13 protein-coding genes are annotated in these 13,741 nt (G+C 56.4%); 9 read left to right on the top strand and 4 right to left on the bottom strand.

Translation table 11 applies throughout. From position 1 onward, the window contains the following. Positions 1-24: 24 nt before the first annotated feature. The 4 genes from AC1Q6X_RS03835 (at position 25) to AC1Q6X_RS03820 (ending at position 5,623) form a co-directional block, all read left to right on the top strand. Positions 25-2,928 carry a T6SS effector BTH_I2691 family protein gene (locus AC1Q6X_RS03835; protein ID WP_492495234.1) on the top strand — a complete coding sequence of 968 codons (2,904 nt, stop codon included), beginning with the start codon at positions 25-27 and terminating at the stop codon, positions 2,926-2,928. Positions 2,929-2,945: 17 nt separating this feature from the next. Further along, the gene (locus AC1Q6X_RS03830) at positions 2,946-3,737 is read left to right on the top strand and encodes a putative type VI secretion system effector (protein WP_492495232.1); all 792 of its coding nucleotides are present in this window, start codon (positions 2,946-2,948) and stop codon (positions 3,735-3,737) included. Positions 3,738-3,879: 142 nt separating this feature from the next. Then, positions 3,880-4,674, top strand: a complete 795-nt coding sequence (locus AC1Q6X_RS03825) for a hypothetical protein (RefSeq protein ID WP_492495230.1) — start codon at positions 3,880-3,882, stop codon at positions 4,672-4,674. A gap of 163 nt (positions 4,675-4,837) precedes the next feature. Further along, entirely contained in the window at positions 4,838-5,623 is a 786-nt protein-coding gene (locus tag AC1Q6X_RS03820) for a hypothetical protein (RefSeq protein ID WP_492495228.1), read from the top strand. Positions 5,624-6,023: 400 nt separating this feature from the next. Here the strand turns inward: AC1Q6X_RS03820 and AC1Q6X_RS03815 are convergent, their stop codons facing one another. Beyond that, positions 6,024-6,458 (bottom strand): ankyrin repeat domain-containing protein, encoded by a 435-nt coding sequence (locus tag AC1Q6X_RS03815; RefSeq protein ID WP_492495226.1) that lies wholly within the window; start codon positions 6,456-6,458, stop codon positions 6,024-6,026. A gap of 39 nt (positions 6,459-6,497) precedes the next feature. Next, on the bottom strand, positions 6,498-7,697 hold the full coding sequence (locus AC1Q6X_RS03810; RefSeq protein WP_492495224.1) for a YbfB/YjiJ family MFS transporter: 1,200 nt from the start codon (positions 7,695-7,697) through the stop codon (positions 6,498-6,500). A gap of 306 nt (positions 7,698-8,003) precedes the next feature. On the opposite strand from AC1Q6X_RS03810, the gene AC1Q6X_RS03805 reads away from it, so the two are divergent. The 5 genes from AC1Q6X_RS03805 (at position 8,004) to AC1Q6X_RS03785 (ending at position 11,934) form a co-directional block, all read left to right on the top strand. Further along, a complete protein-coding gene (locus AC1Q6X_RS03805) occupies positions 8,004-8,678 on the top strand; it encodes a CsgG/HfaB family protein (protein WP_070313143.1) in 675 nt (224 codons plus the stop codon). 17 nt (positions 8,679-8,695) lie between these two features. After that, positions 8,696-9,055, top strand: coding sequence for a DUF4810 domain-containing protein (locus tag AC1Q6X_RS03800; RefSeq protein ID WP_205602385.1), 360 nt, complete (start codon positions 8,696-8,698; stop codon positions 9,053-9,055). Next, positions 9,052-9,714: a DUF799 domain-containing protein gene (locus AC1Q6X_RS03795; RefSeq protein ID WP_070221498.1), complete on the top strand. Its 663-nt coding sequence runs from the start codon at positions 9,052-9,054 to the stop codon at positions 9,712-9,714. Before AC1Q6X_RS03800 ends, AC1Q6X_RS03795 begins: the two co-directional genes overlap by 4 nt. Before the next feature lie 250 nt (positions 9,715-9,964). Continuing rightward, positions 9,965-10,630, top strand: coding sequence for a response regulator transcription factor (locus AC1Q6X_RS03790; protein ID WP_070221497.1), 666 nt, complete (start codon positions 9,965-9,967; stop codon positions 10,628-10,630). Then, positions 10,624-11,934: an ATP-binding protein gene (locus tag AC1Q6X_RS03785; RefSeq protein WP_492495222.1), complete on the top strand. Its 1,311-nt coding sequence runs from the start codon at positions 10,624-10,626 to the stop codon at positions 11,932-11,934. Before AC1Q6X_RS03790 ends, AC1Q6X_RS03785 begins: the two co-directional genes overlap by 7 nt. 55 nt (positions 11,935-11,989) lie before the next feature. On the opposite strand, the gene AC1Q6X_RS03780 is transcribed toward AC1Q6X_RS03785, so the two are convergent. Together AC1Q6X_RS03780 and AC1Q6X_RS03775 are read right to left on the bottom strand one after the other, a co-directional pair. Further along, positions 11,990-12,628: an NAD(P)H-dependent oxidoreductase gene (locus AC1Q6X_RS03780; protein ID WP_492495220.1), complete on the bottom strand. Its 639-nt coding sequence runs from the start codon at positions 12,626-12,628 to the stop codon at positions 11,990-11,992. Positions 12,629-12,736: 108 nt separating this feature from the next. After that, positions 12,737-13,735, bottom strand: coding sequence for an aldo/keto reductase (locus AC1Q6X_RS03775; RefSeq protein ID WP_492495218.1), 999 nt, complete (start codon positions 13,733-13,735; stop codon positions 12,737-12,739). Positions 13,736-13,741: the final 6 nt, after the last annotated feature.

The following is a 13,741-nucleotide window of genomic DNA, read 5'->3' as shown; positions in this document are numbered from 1 at the left end:
GCCGCCCACTCAACAGGAAGAGCGATGAAAGACTGTAAATTTTGCGATAAAAACGGCTTGTTCATTTTGCCCTTGCGCTATGCGGCAGTGGTCGGCGAGGGCGCGGCCGGCAACGTGCCCGCACTGCCAGGCAAGTTGGGCGACAAGGTCAAGCACATCACGCTGGAGAACGCTGGCTATGCGCCGCGCCTGCTGCGCTCGGGATTTCTGTACGTGCTGATCAAGCGCGCCGGACTGTTGTACTGGGAAGGCTATTTTGCCGACGAGGACGCGTTTCTGTCCAAATTTCCCGTCGATACGCCCCCCTCGGCGGCAGTGAATTTTTCCTGTGACCGCAGCACCTGCGGCATCAATGCCAGCATGATCGCGATCGACAAGATCGAGTTTGTCGAAAAAATTTATCTGTTGTTTACGCCAACTGCCATGACGCAAGACAGGCTCGATGCGTATGCGGCCAATGCCGACGCCAAAGCTGAAAAGGGACAGATGCAGGTTTTCCTGCCGAAGGAATGGGCTGCAGGCAGTACCGAGCAGCCCCACAGCCTGAAACCTGAAGAGCTTGGCAAGTATGTTCCCGAAGCCGTACTCGCCAGGCAATATCACAATGCCTGGAAGAGCCCCTTGGGGAAGAATCTCATGCAGCAGCTCTACATGGGAAGTTCCGATGCATATGTAGGCATGGCAAATCTTCCACTGGCGACGCCGGGCGGGCGGATGGGGAAGCTGGAAGAGAAAATGGTGGTGACGAAGGCGGCAGCATTTGTTCTGTTTGACCCGATCGGCATCACGCAGGAATTGAATGATTTTCGTAATGCCGCCCTGCAGCCGCTTGAAAATTTTCTCGATCGCGAGGACAAGGAAAAAGTCAGCAACCGGCGAAAACTGGAGGTGATGATCGCGATCGAGGATGTCAAGGAATCCGCCATCAAATATGGCGTCGAAATCAGGAAGAAGAGCCTTGCTGAAATGGATGCGAGCAGGATGCCGACGATCGACAAAGATAATGCGGCGATACTCAGGAAGTTAAATCGTGTCAAGGAGGCAGAGATCATCGAGGACAGGATGAGAAAAAACGAGGCTGCGCGCGAGAAGCGGCGCGAGCAAATATTGGCGACCAGTGAGCAGAATGAACGTGAAAAATTCAGCAGCAAATATGAGTCATTGATAGCGCTCGATGAAATCGATCTGTTCAAGAAAACCCTGGAAAATCTGTCAAAAAAGGCGGATGTAGAAACAAAGAAAAGAAATGCGGACCATATCAAATGGGTGACATCCGCCGAACTCGTCGATGCCTTCGATACCTATGATGAGCAGAACCTGGGTAGCGGCTTTTGCTTTACCTTGGAGCATTCACTGTGTACGTTTGGTATGTTTGCCTACAAGGGAAATTTACCGCTACTTAGAAAGTGGATGGACGTAACGACGATCGAGCGGAAAAATTTGTATATGCGCACAAATTTTTACAATCTTAAGTCGCTGTATGAGGAAGCGAAGAAAACTTTTCAAGATGCGAAAGACCAGGTCGAGGCGTCTGGCGATATTTCAAAGGTCCAGAGCGCACCATGGCTGAAGGCATGCAAAGGCTTGGTCGACTCCTTCAAGAAGATCGACTCCGCTTGGGATGAATGGTTACGAGATAAGGACGTTATCAAGATTCATACCGGCCAGGAAGTGGCAAAGGTCGGTTCGAAAATACACAGTTTGTCTAAATATCATCGCAGCGCGGAAGGCATGGCCTTTGCGCGAATATCAGAGTGGACCCAAGCCTTATCCAGCACCAGCAGCAGGCTTGATAAAGCGATTTCCAGCGTCGTCGGTGCATTGCTGTACTCCAAGCTGACCGACCTGGCGGAAAAGATCGGCTTTGAGGAGTTGATGAATCCCTTGAAAACTAAGCTTGTTGGAGAGTTGCAGGAAAAGGCAAAAAAATATGCTGACACCCTTAAAACAGAAAACGAGAAAAACAAGCTGGAACAGGGTATCGATAAAAAGGCTGCGCGCATGGCGCGGGCCGAAGCGACCAGAATTGCCCAAGCAGATGCAGCAAAAGTAGAGGGCAGCATAGAAAAGCTAATTCAGGATGAACAGCTGAAAGTCAAAAACAAGATCAAGCTGACGCTGGATGAACTTGATAAGGGGAAACGACCTGCGACCAACAATTTCCGCCACGCCAGGCTAGGCGTTGTTCTGATGTCGATCGAAGGCATTTCGCTGTCAACGAAATTGACGCATTTTACGGAATCGCCAAGGATCAAGGCGGAAATTACAGCATCTATCCTGTCGCTGAGTAGCATGTCCTTCGATCTGGTATATGCCGTGGCAAAATCAATCAGGGAAATTGAACCCTACAAAAATATTGCCGGAATTAATAATGCGGCAGACGTCATACGTGGCGGCCTAAAAATGACGGCCGGAACGTTAGGCGCCAGTGCTGGCGCGATTGCATCGTGCTTGGATATGCTTTCCGCTTACGATGAGTACAACAAAGAACGGGTGAATTGGATTCTCTTTGGAATATATGTGGGACGCGCCATTATCGGTTTGTTTAATACAGGATTGGGGATGATTGCAGCTTTTTCTTATGCGGCACCCTTGTTGTGGCGGATTGCCAGTTCTACGCTGATGAGTAATTCTGTCCTCGCCCTCAGAATGACGCATTTTTTTGCCGAATCAGCAACATTGGCGGGCAGATTGGGGGCAGGCCGCACTCTGTGGTTGATCAGACTGGCCAGATTTAATTTGATTGGCGTAGCGGTGACGGTGGTGGAAGTCGGATATCGCGTGTGGATCATGGATGATGACTTGGAGAATTGGTTTCAAGCATGTAGTTACAGGAAAAATAGGGGATGGTTCAGCGAAAAACCTTATGACACGGCTGAAAAGGAATTAATGGAACTGCAAAAGGCCTTCAAGGCAATTCAATCCTAAAACGCAGGGGTAGGCTGATGAGCAAAGAAAAAAATACAAGCAGATTTTCCGATGAAATTTTATTTACTGTCGAAGGAATATTGACGGAACTGCATATTTCAGCGACGACCATCAATTTGCTCAAAGATATAGAGAAAAATGTGGCGGAAAAAAACCTTGCTGGCGGAGTTGCGGCTGCCGTCAACGGCATGTATGGTGCATTGGCCAATTCAGCCATGTTGAGTTTGTATGATGGTGAAGATGCATACAACTTTGCCGGACTAGTTAACGGCAAAGTGGTGTGTGGTGTCTTTGATAATGCTAATAAGCTCAAGGATGGCGATGTTGTCAAGCTGGTTGTGACTGAACGGCGGGAGATACTGCATGTACACAGTCTGCTGCGCATCGGCGATAGTTTGTTATTAATGCCATTGAATACCTATTGCGGAGAGCGGGCATTTTTCAGGGCCTGTATGAAGGTCGCTTGGCGTTTTACCTTATTCATCTGGATCGTGATGTTTGGCGGGTTTTTTTACAGCGTCGATATTTCCATGGATGACCTGGTAAAGCCCTTGATAGCCTGCAGTATTATATTGCTGCTTCCTTTGCTGATCATTTTTCCATTTGAATACTGGACCTACAAGTCCATGCGTTATTATTCAGAATATGCATCAGCGATTTTCACTGCATATGGTTTTCCAAAGCCGGATGATTTGGATATACGCGGCGGCATTACCATGTATAAAGATCAAAGCTATATATATGGTGGCGTGAATTGTGATTTGGCTTTGAGGAAGCACAGGTCGAAATACAATATTCAATCTGCCTGATAAATTTCAATTAAATTTTAAATTTTATATTGTTGATCCAAAAATGAATTGTTTTGAGAAAAATAGTGCCGCATCCTCACCTTGTTTAATGTAATGAAAACGCAGAAAATAAAAAAATTCAGTCATCCTTATCAGGACGCGTATGACGGTTGAAAAGAGTAATGTACATACTTGTTCCGAAGAGGTTTTTTTTACTGTGGAAGGGATACTCACAGAATTTCATATGGCGGCAACAACCGTAAATTTACTCAATAAAATAGACAAAAATATTGAGAGAAAAAACCTTGCGGGTGGTGGCGCTGCTGCAATCAATGGCATGCCTGGAACATTGGCAACTTCAGCCATGCTAAGTTTGTACGATGGCGAAGATATGCATAACTTTGCCGGACTGGTCAATGGAGAAGTCGTGTGTGGTACTTTTGACGATGCGGACAAAATCAAGGATGGCGATATCGTCAAATTGGTCGTGACAAGGAGAGGTGACGTCTTGCACGTACATAGTTTGCTACGCATTGAGGACAGCCTGCTATTGATGCCTCTGAATGCTTATTGCGGAGAACGCGCCTTTTTTTGGAGTTGCATGATATTTGCAAGAAACATGACGCTATTTGTTTGGCTTGTTTTGTTTTCCGGATTTTTCTTGCTTATCGATGTGTCGCTTGAGAAAAAAGAGGATTTAATAACGGCATGTGGTGCAATATTATTGATGCCTCCGCTTTTCTGTTTCCCTTTCGAGTATTGGACATATAAGACCATGCGTGACTATTCAATATATGCTGAGAAAATATTCGTCGCTTATGGATTTCCAAGGCCAGAAATGTTTGATGCTCGTCGCGGAATTACTTTTTTCGAGAGTGATGGCAATAAATTTTTTGCGACTAATTGTGAACTGGCGCTGAAAAAACACAAGTCGAAGTGCAAGATAGCATCCGCCTGATTATTTGAGTGGGAAATTTGCAACTCCCTCTTGCAGGTTTTGTTGCATTATTGAGCCGGAAATGAATTGTTTCACGTCAAATAGAGGTGCATCCTCATCTTGTCGGCATAATTAAATAGCAAAAAACATAAAAATAAAATCAGTCGTAATTATCAGGGTGCACATGATGGCCGAAGAGAGTAATAAACATGCTTCTTCCGAGGAAGTTTTTTTTACTATGGAAGGAAAAATCACAGAATTTCATATGGCTGCAACAAATGTCAATTTACTCAGTAAAATTGAAAACAGTCTTGCGGAAAAGAATCTGGCAGGTGGTATCGCCGCCGTAATCAATGGCATGCCAGGGGCATTGGCAAATTCAGCCATGCTAAGTTTTTACGATGGCGAAGATATGTTCAATTTTGCCGGTTTGGTTAACGGGAAAGTAGTCTGTGGGGTTTTTAGAGACGCTGACAAGATCAAGGATGGCGATTTTATTAAATTGGTAGTCACAAAGAAAAAGGATGTGCTGTACGTGCATAGTTTGCTCCGTATTGACGATAGCTTGTTGCTAATGCCTCTGAATACCTATTGCGGGGAGCGTGCTTTTTTTTGGAGTTGCATGAAATTTGCGCGGAATATGATATTGTTTATGTGGATTATGGCTTTTGCTGCACTTTTTTCATATGTTGATGTATCTGTAGAAAAAAAAGAATATTTAATTGTAGCATGTGGAATTATATTCTTGGTGCCTTTAATTTTTTGGTTCCCTTTCGAATATTGGACCTTCAGAACCATGCGTGACTATTCAATATGTGCGACAGAAATTTTCGCTGCCCATGGTTTTCCTAGGCCAAGTGACTTTGATATACGAAAGGGTGCTACTTTATTCAAAGATCACAGTTATGGCTTTATCGGATACAGTTGTGAATTGGCCTTGAAAAAACACAAATCAAAATACAAAATTTAATCTTCCTGGCAATTATCTTGATAAATTTTCCATTGATTTTGAAGTTCGATCTAAGCCGCTTCCCGCACGAAATTGATGGCATTGCGAGAGAGAAATATTGCCAGCTCAGAGATTGAAGAAAATATATGCATGAATTATCCTATCAATTAATACAAGGAGTTGTTGAGATTTTAATAATTTCCGACACTCGCGTGAATTATTTGCAGAATTCCCAGCAATTCAAGAACATGTCCGGTTTGGCGGCGGTCGTTCAGGCTGCGACGGGGGAGCCTGGCGCCGTTCACAGCGCACAGGCAGCGACAAGTGATGGTGATCCCGTTACAGGGTTCACCATGAATGTCAATGGAAAATTGATTATTGGGAGTTTTTGGAAGGTTGGTTTTAAGGATGGGGATTCGGTTCAAGTGGTTGGGCCGTGTTGCAGCAGCAGGTCGAGGATGGCCAGGCGGTTGAACATGGCGGCCATCATCAACGGGGTCTTGCCGTCAGGGCTGGCGCCTTCCACGCTTGCGCCGTGCTGGAGCAGCAGTTCGGCGATCTCCAGATAGCCCTTGTAGGCCACGCCGGCCAGCGGCGTCTGGCCCTGGTCGTTGGGGACGTTGGCGTCGGCGCCAGCTGCTAGCAGCAGGCGCGACGTTTCCAGGTGGCCATGGTAGCTGGCCAGCATGATCAGGCTGTCGCCTTTTTCGTTGCGGAAGTTGACCGGCACGCCCTGGGCAAGCATGGGGCCCAGTTGCTGCGTATCGCCTTCGCGCACCAGGGCGAACAGGCTCTGGATGAATGCCAGGGTTTCGGCATCCATCGCTGCCGGGAGTTTTCGTGCATCGGCGGTCATCGTGTGCTTTCTGTGAGGTTGGGCCAGGCTTGCAGTCTACTATGCGCCCGCCGCCAGCGCCTTTTGCCGCGATGCCAATGCCGCGCCGATGAACAGGGCGATGGCCGAGGCGATCAAGCCCCGCTCCAGTCCGGCCGGGCCGTCGGCGATCCAGCCGACCACGACGGGGCCGACGATCTGGCCCAGCGCGAACACGGTCGTGTAGGCGCTGATGCCGGCCGTCCACGATTGCTGCGGCAGGTTATGCCGCACCAGCGCCGTGGTCGACGCCACCACCGACAGGAACACGGCGCCGAAGACCAGGCCGGAGAGGAAGACGACGGGCACAAAGCTCGTCAGCGCGGGCAGGATGGTGACCACGCCCAGCACGCCATTTAATATCGCCAGCGATTCGCCGCCCCTGTAGCGGTCGAGCATGCGCGCCCAGATGCGCGACGAGGCCACCACCGCCAGGCCCAATACCGTATAGAACACGGTGATCAAGTTGGCACGCATGCCTTGCTGCTTGAGCAGGGCGATGACGAAAGTCATGTAGCCGATGTAGCCGACGCCAAACATGAAATAGCCAGCCAGGCTGGGAGAAAAGTCGCGCCAGGCGAAACGCCGCGGTGTGTCGACGGCGCGCGGCGTTTCGCCGATCGCCTTCGCCGGCAGGGCCATGAGGGCGGTGGCGGCCAGGCAGGCGAGTCCCAGGGCCAGCCACGGCCATTGCCAGGCATGCGCGGCGCCGTGGTCTTGCGCGGCGGCCAATGCCGCCGGCACCAGCAGGGCCGACAGCGCGATGCCGAAGCCCGTGCCGCCGTAGTACAAACCGATGTAGAAGCCGGCGCGCTGGCTGTGCATGGAACCGAGCCGCGCCGCCAGCACGCCGCCGGCGATGAAAATGAAGGCGCTGGCCACGCCCGCGCACACGCGCTGCAGAAACAGGGCGGTCGTATCGCTGACCAGGCCCGACATCAGCATGAAGACGCTGGCCAGCAGGGACCCGGCGATCAGTAGGCGCCACACGCCCAGGCGGCGCATCAGCGCCGGCGTGGCCAGCGCGCCGAGAAAATAGCCGAGCGCATTGAAGGTGTTCATGGCCCCGGCCAGCAGGTAGGACCAGCCCAGATCGTCACGCATGGGCGGCAGCAGCAAGCCATAGGAAAAGCGCGACAGGCCCAGGGCGACTGCGGCACCCAGCGAGAGCGCCAGCGCCGTGGCCAGCGGATGGGACGGGGAAGGATCGTGTGTCGGCATGGCCTCAATACCCGTTTATGTGAGAGCGTGGAGTGGGCGCCGGGCGGGGCAATCGGCGGGCAAGGTCTGTGCGGGACAGCGGCTGTGGCGCTGACGACACGCTTTTTTACTGCCAAGTTAATGAACAGGAGCCTGGAAGTCAAGCAGGGCCGCGCCTGTCATGGCAGTCAACAATGCAAATTCTGTCATCGTTACTTTTGGAGAGAATTGTGAGACATGCAATCTCATATAATTGCAATTAGGAAATTAACTTGCCAAAATTCAATTTTGCGGGTTGCTCCTGATCCTCCATATCTTAAGGGCACTATGAACAAGAATAAACCTGGCGCGTTGTTGATGGCAGCGCTGATTGGTGCGGCGTTGGCTGGCTGCGCTTCCGAATCGTCGCAAGCCCTGGCTGTTCCCACAGTCGCCAGTGCGGCCCGACCTTACGTCGGTCCACGCACGCTGATCGCTGTCGGCAAGTTCGACAACCGCTCCAACTTCATGCGCGGCATCTTTTCCGATGGTGTCGATCGTCTGGGCAGCCAGTCGAAGACAATTCTGATTGCACACCTGCAAACATCCAACCGCTTCAACGTCCTCGACCGCGACAATATGGCCGAGCTCAAGCAGGAAGCTGACTTCAAGAAGCAGGGCCAGAACATCAAGGGCGCGGACTTCGTCGTCACCGGCGACGTGACCGAATTCGGCCGCAAGGAAGTGGGCGACAAGCAATTGTTCGGCATCATGGGCCGCGGCAAGACGCAGGTGGCATATGCCAAGGTCACCTTGAACGTCGTCAATATCGCCACCTCGGAAGTCGTGTATTCGGCCGGCGGCGCCGGCGAATACAGCCTGTCGAACCGCGAAGTGCTGGGCTTTGGCGGCACCGCCAGCTATGACGCCACCCTCAACGGCAAAGTCCTGGACCTGGCCATGCGCGAAGCGGTCGAGCGCCTGGTGGCTGGCGTCGAAGCGGGCGCATTGCGCAAACAATAAGGTATCCCATGACAACAATGATGAACAAGGGCGCAGCCCTGCTGGCCATGCTCGCCTGTGCCGCCCTGACCGGTTGCGCCACGCAATCGAAGACCCTGTACCAATGGGAAGGCTACCAGCCGCAAGTGTACGAATACCTGAAGGGCGAAAGCCCGGAGCAGCAGATGGCCGCCATGGAAAAAGACCTGCAAGTGATCGCTGCCAAGGGTAATCATGCGCCGCCGGGCTTCCACGCCCACCTGGGCATGCTGTACTCGATCGCCGGCAAGCCGGAGCAGGTCGCCGCGCAGTTCGAAGACGAGAAAAAACTGTTCCCGGAATCGACGCCGTACATGGACTTCCTGTTGGGTAAATTGAAAAAAGGCGAGAAATTATGATGTCGCGCATGTTGAAAATGGCCCTGTGCCTGGGTCCCGCCATCTTCATGGTCGGTTGCGCCACCAAGCAGGCGGCATACGATTACACCGCCTTCAAGGCGGCCAAGCCCCGCTCGATCGTGGTCTTGCCACCGTTGAACAACTCGCCGGAAGTCAATGCCGGCAACAGCGTCTACGCGCAAGTGACCTATCCGCTGGCCGAAGCGGGCTACTACGTGCTGCCGGTGGCCGTGGTCGGTGAAACCTTCAAGCAGAACGGCTTGACGAACGCGGCCGATATCCACGGCGTCGATGCCAAGAAGCTCAACGAGATCTTTGGCGCCGATGCGGGCCTGTACGTGACGATTTCCAAATACGGCACGACGTACGCCGTGATCGACAGCGTGACGGTGGTGGCGGTCGATGCCAAGCTGGTCGACCTGAAGACGGGCGCCTTGCTGTGGCAGGGCGCTGCCAGCGCATCGAGCAATGAAGGCAACAACAGCGGTGGCGGCGGCCTGATCGGCGCCCTGGTGACGGCGGCGGTCAAGCAGATCATCAACACCAGCACCGATGCCAGCCATCCTATCGCCGGCACGGCGAATGCGCGCCTGCTGTCGGCCGGCGTGCCGAACGGTTTGCTGTACGGCCCGCGTTCAGAACGCTACCTGGCGCAGTAAGCGTCCTGCCGCACCCGCACAGGGCCTGCATCCGCCAGGGCCTGTCGCAGGCCTGCCAGGCCCGTGTCGAAAGGCATGCCTGGCAGCGCCGAACCGTTCGTCCACGATCATCACATCCCGGCCTGCGCGATGCGCACCCGGACATGACGCAGCCCGCAGTCCGCGGAGCCTGTGAGACTTCGACTGGCGCAAGCCCACTTTCCCCAGCCACGTTAAGATAGCGGTATTTTCAAGACTGCGAGGGGACCAGGTGCGCGTGTTGCTGGTGGAAGACGATCCGATGATCGGGGAAAGCCTGGTCGAAGGCTTGCGCGGCGAGTGCTATGCCGTGGACTGGGTGCGCGACGGCCACGATGCGGAGCTGGCGCTGGCCGGCTTCGCCTACGATTTGATGCTGCTGGACCTGGGCTTGCCCGGCAAGCAGGGCATGGACGTGCTGCGCGCCATGCGCGCGCGGGGCGCCGAGTTGCCCGTGCTGATCATCACGGCGCGCGACGGCACACCGGCCCGCGTGGAAGGACTCGACAGCGGCGCCGATGATTACCTGGTCAAACCGTTTGACCTCGACGAGCTGCTGGCGCGTATCCGCGCGCTGCTGCGGCGCCGGGTCAGCCGTTCGCGCTCCGTCATCGAGCATGGCGCGCTGATCCTCGACCTGGCCAGCCACGACGTCACGTTCGAGGGCGAGCAGATCAAGCTGCCGCCGCGCGAGTTTTCCGTGCTGCGTGCCTTGCTCGACCATCCGGGCAAGGTGGTGTCGAAGCGCCAGCTGAGCGAGAAGCTGTACGGCTGGGATTGCGAAGTGGAAAGCAATACCGTCGACGTGTACGTGTACCAGCTGCGCAAGAAGCTGGGCGCGGACGCCATCCAGACCGTGCGCGGCGTGGGCTACAAGATGCGGGTGGCGTCTTGCTGACCATCCGCCGCCAATTACTGCTCGGTTTGCTGGCCGCCACCTTGCTGTGCGTGCTCGGTGCCGGCATTTCGCTGTTCCGCTCGCTGCTGGAAGAAACCAATGAACTGGCCGACTTGCAGCTGCGCCAGCTTGCCGTGGCCTTGCCCGACGAGTTCGAGCCGCAGGCGGGCCTGGCCGCCGCGCAGGAGCCGGAAGAAGCGTTCGTGCTGCAGGCGTGGGACGAGGAGGGCCAGCCATTGCCCGTCCTGCAGGGCCAGCCGGCATTGCCGCGCTATGCGCTGGCCGGCTTTGCCGATGTCACATTGCACGGCGAGGACTGGCGCCTGTACGGCGAGACGCGGCGCGGCCGCTACGTGCAGGTGGCGCAGGCGCAGGCCGTGCGCGACCAGCTGGCCTGGCAGATGACCATGCGCGCCGGCGCGCCCCTGCTGGTGTTCGCCCTGATCCTGGCGCTGCTGATCGTCGCCGTCGTGGGGCGCGCGCTGGCGCCGCTGCACCGGCTGGCCGAATCCGTGGCCGGCCGTTCGCCGGAAGCGCTCACGCCGCTGGCGGCCGACGACATGCCGCCCGAACTGCGGCCCGTGGCGCTGGCGCTGAACAGCCTGATGGGCCAGTTCGAGGCGGCGCTGACGGCGCAGCGTACCTTTGTCGCCGATGCCGCGCATGAATTGCGCTCGCCGCTGACGGCGCTGAAACTGCAGCTGCAGGTGGCCGAACGGGCCGGCAGCGAGGAAGAACGCCGCGTGGCCCTGGCGCGGCTGCATGAACGGCTGGACCGCAGCACGCACCTGGTGCGCCAGCTATTGAGCCTGGCGCGCCATGAAACGGCGCTCACGGCCAGTCAGCTGCACACGGTGGACCTGGGACAGTTGCTGGAAGCGGCCGTGGCCGACCACAGCGCGCTGGCCGACAGCCGCGCGATCGACCTGGGCGTGGTGGAAACGCTGCCGGCCCCGGTGCTGGTACAGGCCGATCCCGACGGCTTGCAGGTCTTGCTGAATAACCTGATCGACAACGCCTTGCGCTACACGCAGCAGGGCGGCCGGGTCGATCTGCAGGCGGCGCTGGAAGAGGGGCGGCCCCTGCTGCGCGTATCGGACAACGGCCCCGGCGTGCCGCGCCAGCACCATGCACGGTTGTTCGACCGCTTCTTCCGTCCCGACGGCAACGACGCCTGGGGCTGCGGCCTGGGCCTGTCCATCGTGCGCCACATCGCCGAGCACCACCAGGCGGACATTGCACTGGCCGAAGGCGAGGCGGGGCGGGGCTTGCAGGTGACGGTGCGCTTTCCGCAAGCGGCCTGAACGAAAAAAGCGGATGCCGGCGAGGGCATCCGCTTTTCAGTCACGCGCGAGGCGCTTAGGCCAGCTCGGTGATGAATTGCTCGCGCGCGGGGCGCACTTTTTTCAGGTCCACCAGCCAGTCGCCTGCGTCGGCGCGGTAGCCCAGCGGCAGCATGACGACGGAGCGCAAGCCTTTTTCGCGCAGCTTCAGGATCTCGTCGACCTTGGCCGGGTCAAAACCTTCCATCGGCGTCGAATCGACTTTTTCCTGCGCCGCGGCGATCAGGGCCGTCCCCACGCCGATATACGCCTGGCGCGCCGCGTGCTGGTAGTTGGTCTCGGCATCGCGCTGCGGATACGTGGCCAGGATCTGCTGGCGGTACGCTTCCCAGCCTTCATTCTTGAAGCCGCGCACGGTGTTGACTAGGTCAAAGCGGGCGTTGATGCGTTCGACCGTGTAATTGTCCCAGGCGGCAAACACCAGCAGGTGCGAGGCGTCCGTCACTTGCGACTGGTTCCACGCATGCGGCTTGATCTGCTCGCGCAGGGCCGGATTCGTCACGACGAACACTTCGTAAGGATGCAGTCCGCTGGAGCTGGCGGTCAGGCGCACGGCTTCCAGAATGCGCTCGACCTTGTCTTGCGGCACCGTTTTCGTCGGGTCCATTTTCTTGGTGGCGTAACGCCATTGCAGTGTTTCGAGCAAATCGGACATGTGAATCCCTTTCAGAGTGAATAGTTCAGATTGGAAATGATAGCGGATTCAGCCATTTCAAGTGGGGCCCCTCAAAGAGAGTTGTATAGATGAGCTGTCTCTTGCCCTTTACAGCCCCACCATGGCCAGCTCCACTGCCGGGTAGCGCTCGCCTTGCACGCTGGCGGGCGCGATGGCGGCGCCGATGGCGGCCAGCTCGGCGCCGCTCAGGGTGAGTTGCGCTGCGGCCACGTTCTCTTCCAGGTGTACCAGGCTGCGGGCGCCGGGAATCGGCACGATGTCGTCGCTTTGCGCCAGCAGCCAGGCCAGGGCCAGCTGGGCCGCCGTGGCGCCGCGCGCCGCCGCCAGGCGCTGCAGCTCGGCAACCATGTGCGCGTTGGCCGCCATCGCCGACGGGTGGAAGCGGGGCAGGCTGTGGCGGTAATCGTCTGGCGCCAGCATGGCGCTGGAGGGCAGCCGGCCCGTCAGGAAGCCCCGGCCCAGCGGGCTGTAGGGTACGAAACCGATGCCGAGCGCGCGGCAGGCGGGCAGCACGTCCGCTTCCACGTCGCGGCTCCACAGCGAGTATTCGGACTGCACGGCCGCAATCGGATGCACGGCGTGGGCGCGGCGCAGGGTGGCGGCCGACACTTCCGACAGCCCCAGGTGGCGCACCTTGCCCGCCCGTACCAGTTCGGCCATGGCGCCGACCACGTCTTCGATGGGCACGGCCGGGTCCACGCGGTGCTGGTACAACAGGTCGATGCACTCGATGCCGAGCCGGGACAGCGACCCTTCCACCGCCTGGCGAATATGTTCGGGGCGGCTGTCGACACCGGCCATGCGTTCGACGCCCTGGCCGTGCGGCAATATCTTGAAGCCGAACTTGGTAGCGATGCTGACTTTGCCGCGCAGCTGTTTCAGGGCGCGGCCTACCAAGTCCTCGTTGGCGTAGGGGCCGTAGACTTCGGCCGTATCGATCAGGGTCACGCCCAGCTCCACGGCGCGGTGCAGCACGCGCAGCGAGGCGGCTTCGTCGGCACCGCCGTAGGCAAAGCTCATGCCCATGCAGCCCAGGCCGATGGGGGCGACGCGCAAGCCGGAGTGGCCCAGTGTTCTGTGTTCCATGTTCAT

The sequence above is a fragment of the Janthinobacterium sp. GW823-FHT06H09 genome, assembly GCF_058794735.1.
The sequence above is the reverse complement of the archived record's forward strand: the minus strand, read 5'-3'. Positions and strand labels throughout refer to the sequence as shown.

Excerpts from the sequence above, each read along its gene's own strand:
- AC1Q6X_RS03835 (WP_492495234.1), top strand. The coding sequence starts at position 25 with ATGAAAGACTGTAAATTTTGCGATAAAAACGGCTTGTTCATTTTGCCC.
- AC1Q6X_RS03830 (WP_492495232.1), top strand. The coding sequence starts at position 2,946 with ATGAGCAAAGAAAAAAATACAAGCAGATTTTCCGATGAAATTTTATTT.
- AC1Q6X_RS03825 (WP_492495230.1), top strand. The coding sequence starts at position 3,880 with ATGACGGTTGAAAAGAGTAATGTACATACTTGTTCCGAAGAGGTTTTT.
- AC1Q6X_RS03820 (WP_492495228.1), top strand. The coding sequence starts at position 4,838 with ATGATGGCCGAAGAGAGTAATAAACATGCTTCTTCCGAGGAAGTTTTT.
- AC1Q6X_RS03815 (WP_492495226.1), bottom strand. The coding sequence starts at position 6,458 with ATGACCGCCGATGCACGAAAACTCCCGGCAGCGATGGATGCCGAAACC.
- AC1Q6X_RS03810 (WP_492495224.1), bottom strand. The coding sequence starts at position 7,697 with ATGCCGACACACGATCCTTCCCCGTCCCATCCGCTGGCCACGGCGCTG.
- AC1Q6X_RS03805 (WP_070313143.1), top strand. The coding sequence starts at position 8,004 with ATGAACAAGAATAAACCTGGCGCGTTGTTGATGGCAGCGCTGATTGGT.
- AC1Q6X_RS03800 (WP_205602385.1), top strand. The coding sequence starts at position 8,696 with ATGATGAACAAGGGCGCAGCCCTGCTGGCCATGCTCGCCTGTGCCGCC.
- AC1Q6X_RS03795 (WP_070221498.1), top strand. The coding sequence starts at position 9,052 with ATGATGTCGCGCATGTTGAAAATGGCCCTGTGCCTGGGTCCCGCCATC.
- AC1Q6X_RS03780 (WP_492495220.1), bottom strand. The coding sequence starts at position 12,628 with ATGTCCGATTTGCTCGAAACACTGCAATGGCGTTACGCCACCAAGAAA.
- AC1Q6X_RS03775 (WP_492495218.1), bottom strand. The coding sequence starts at position 13,735 with ATGGAACACAGAACACTGGGCCACTCCGGCTTGCGCGTCGCCCCCATC.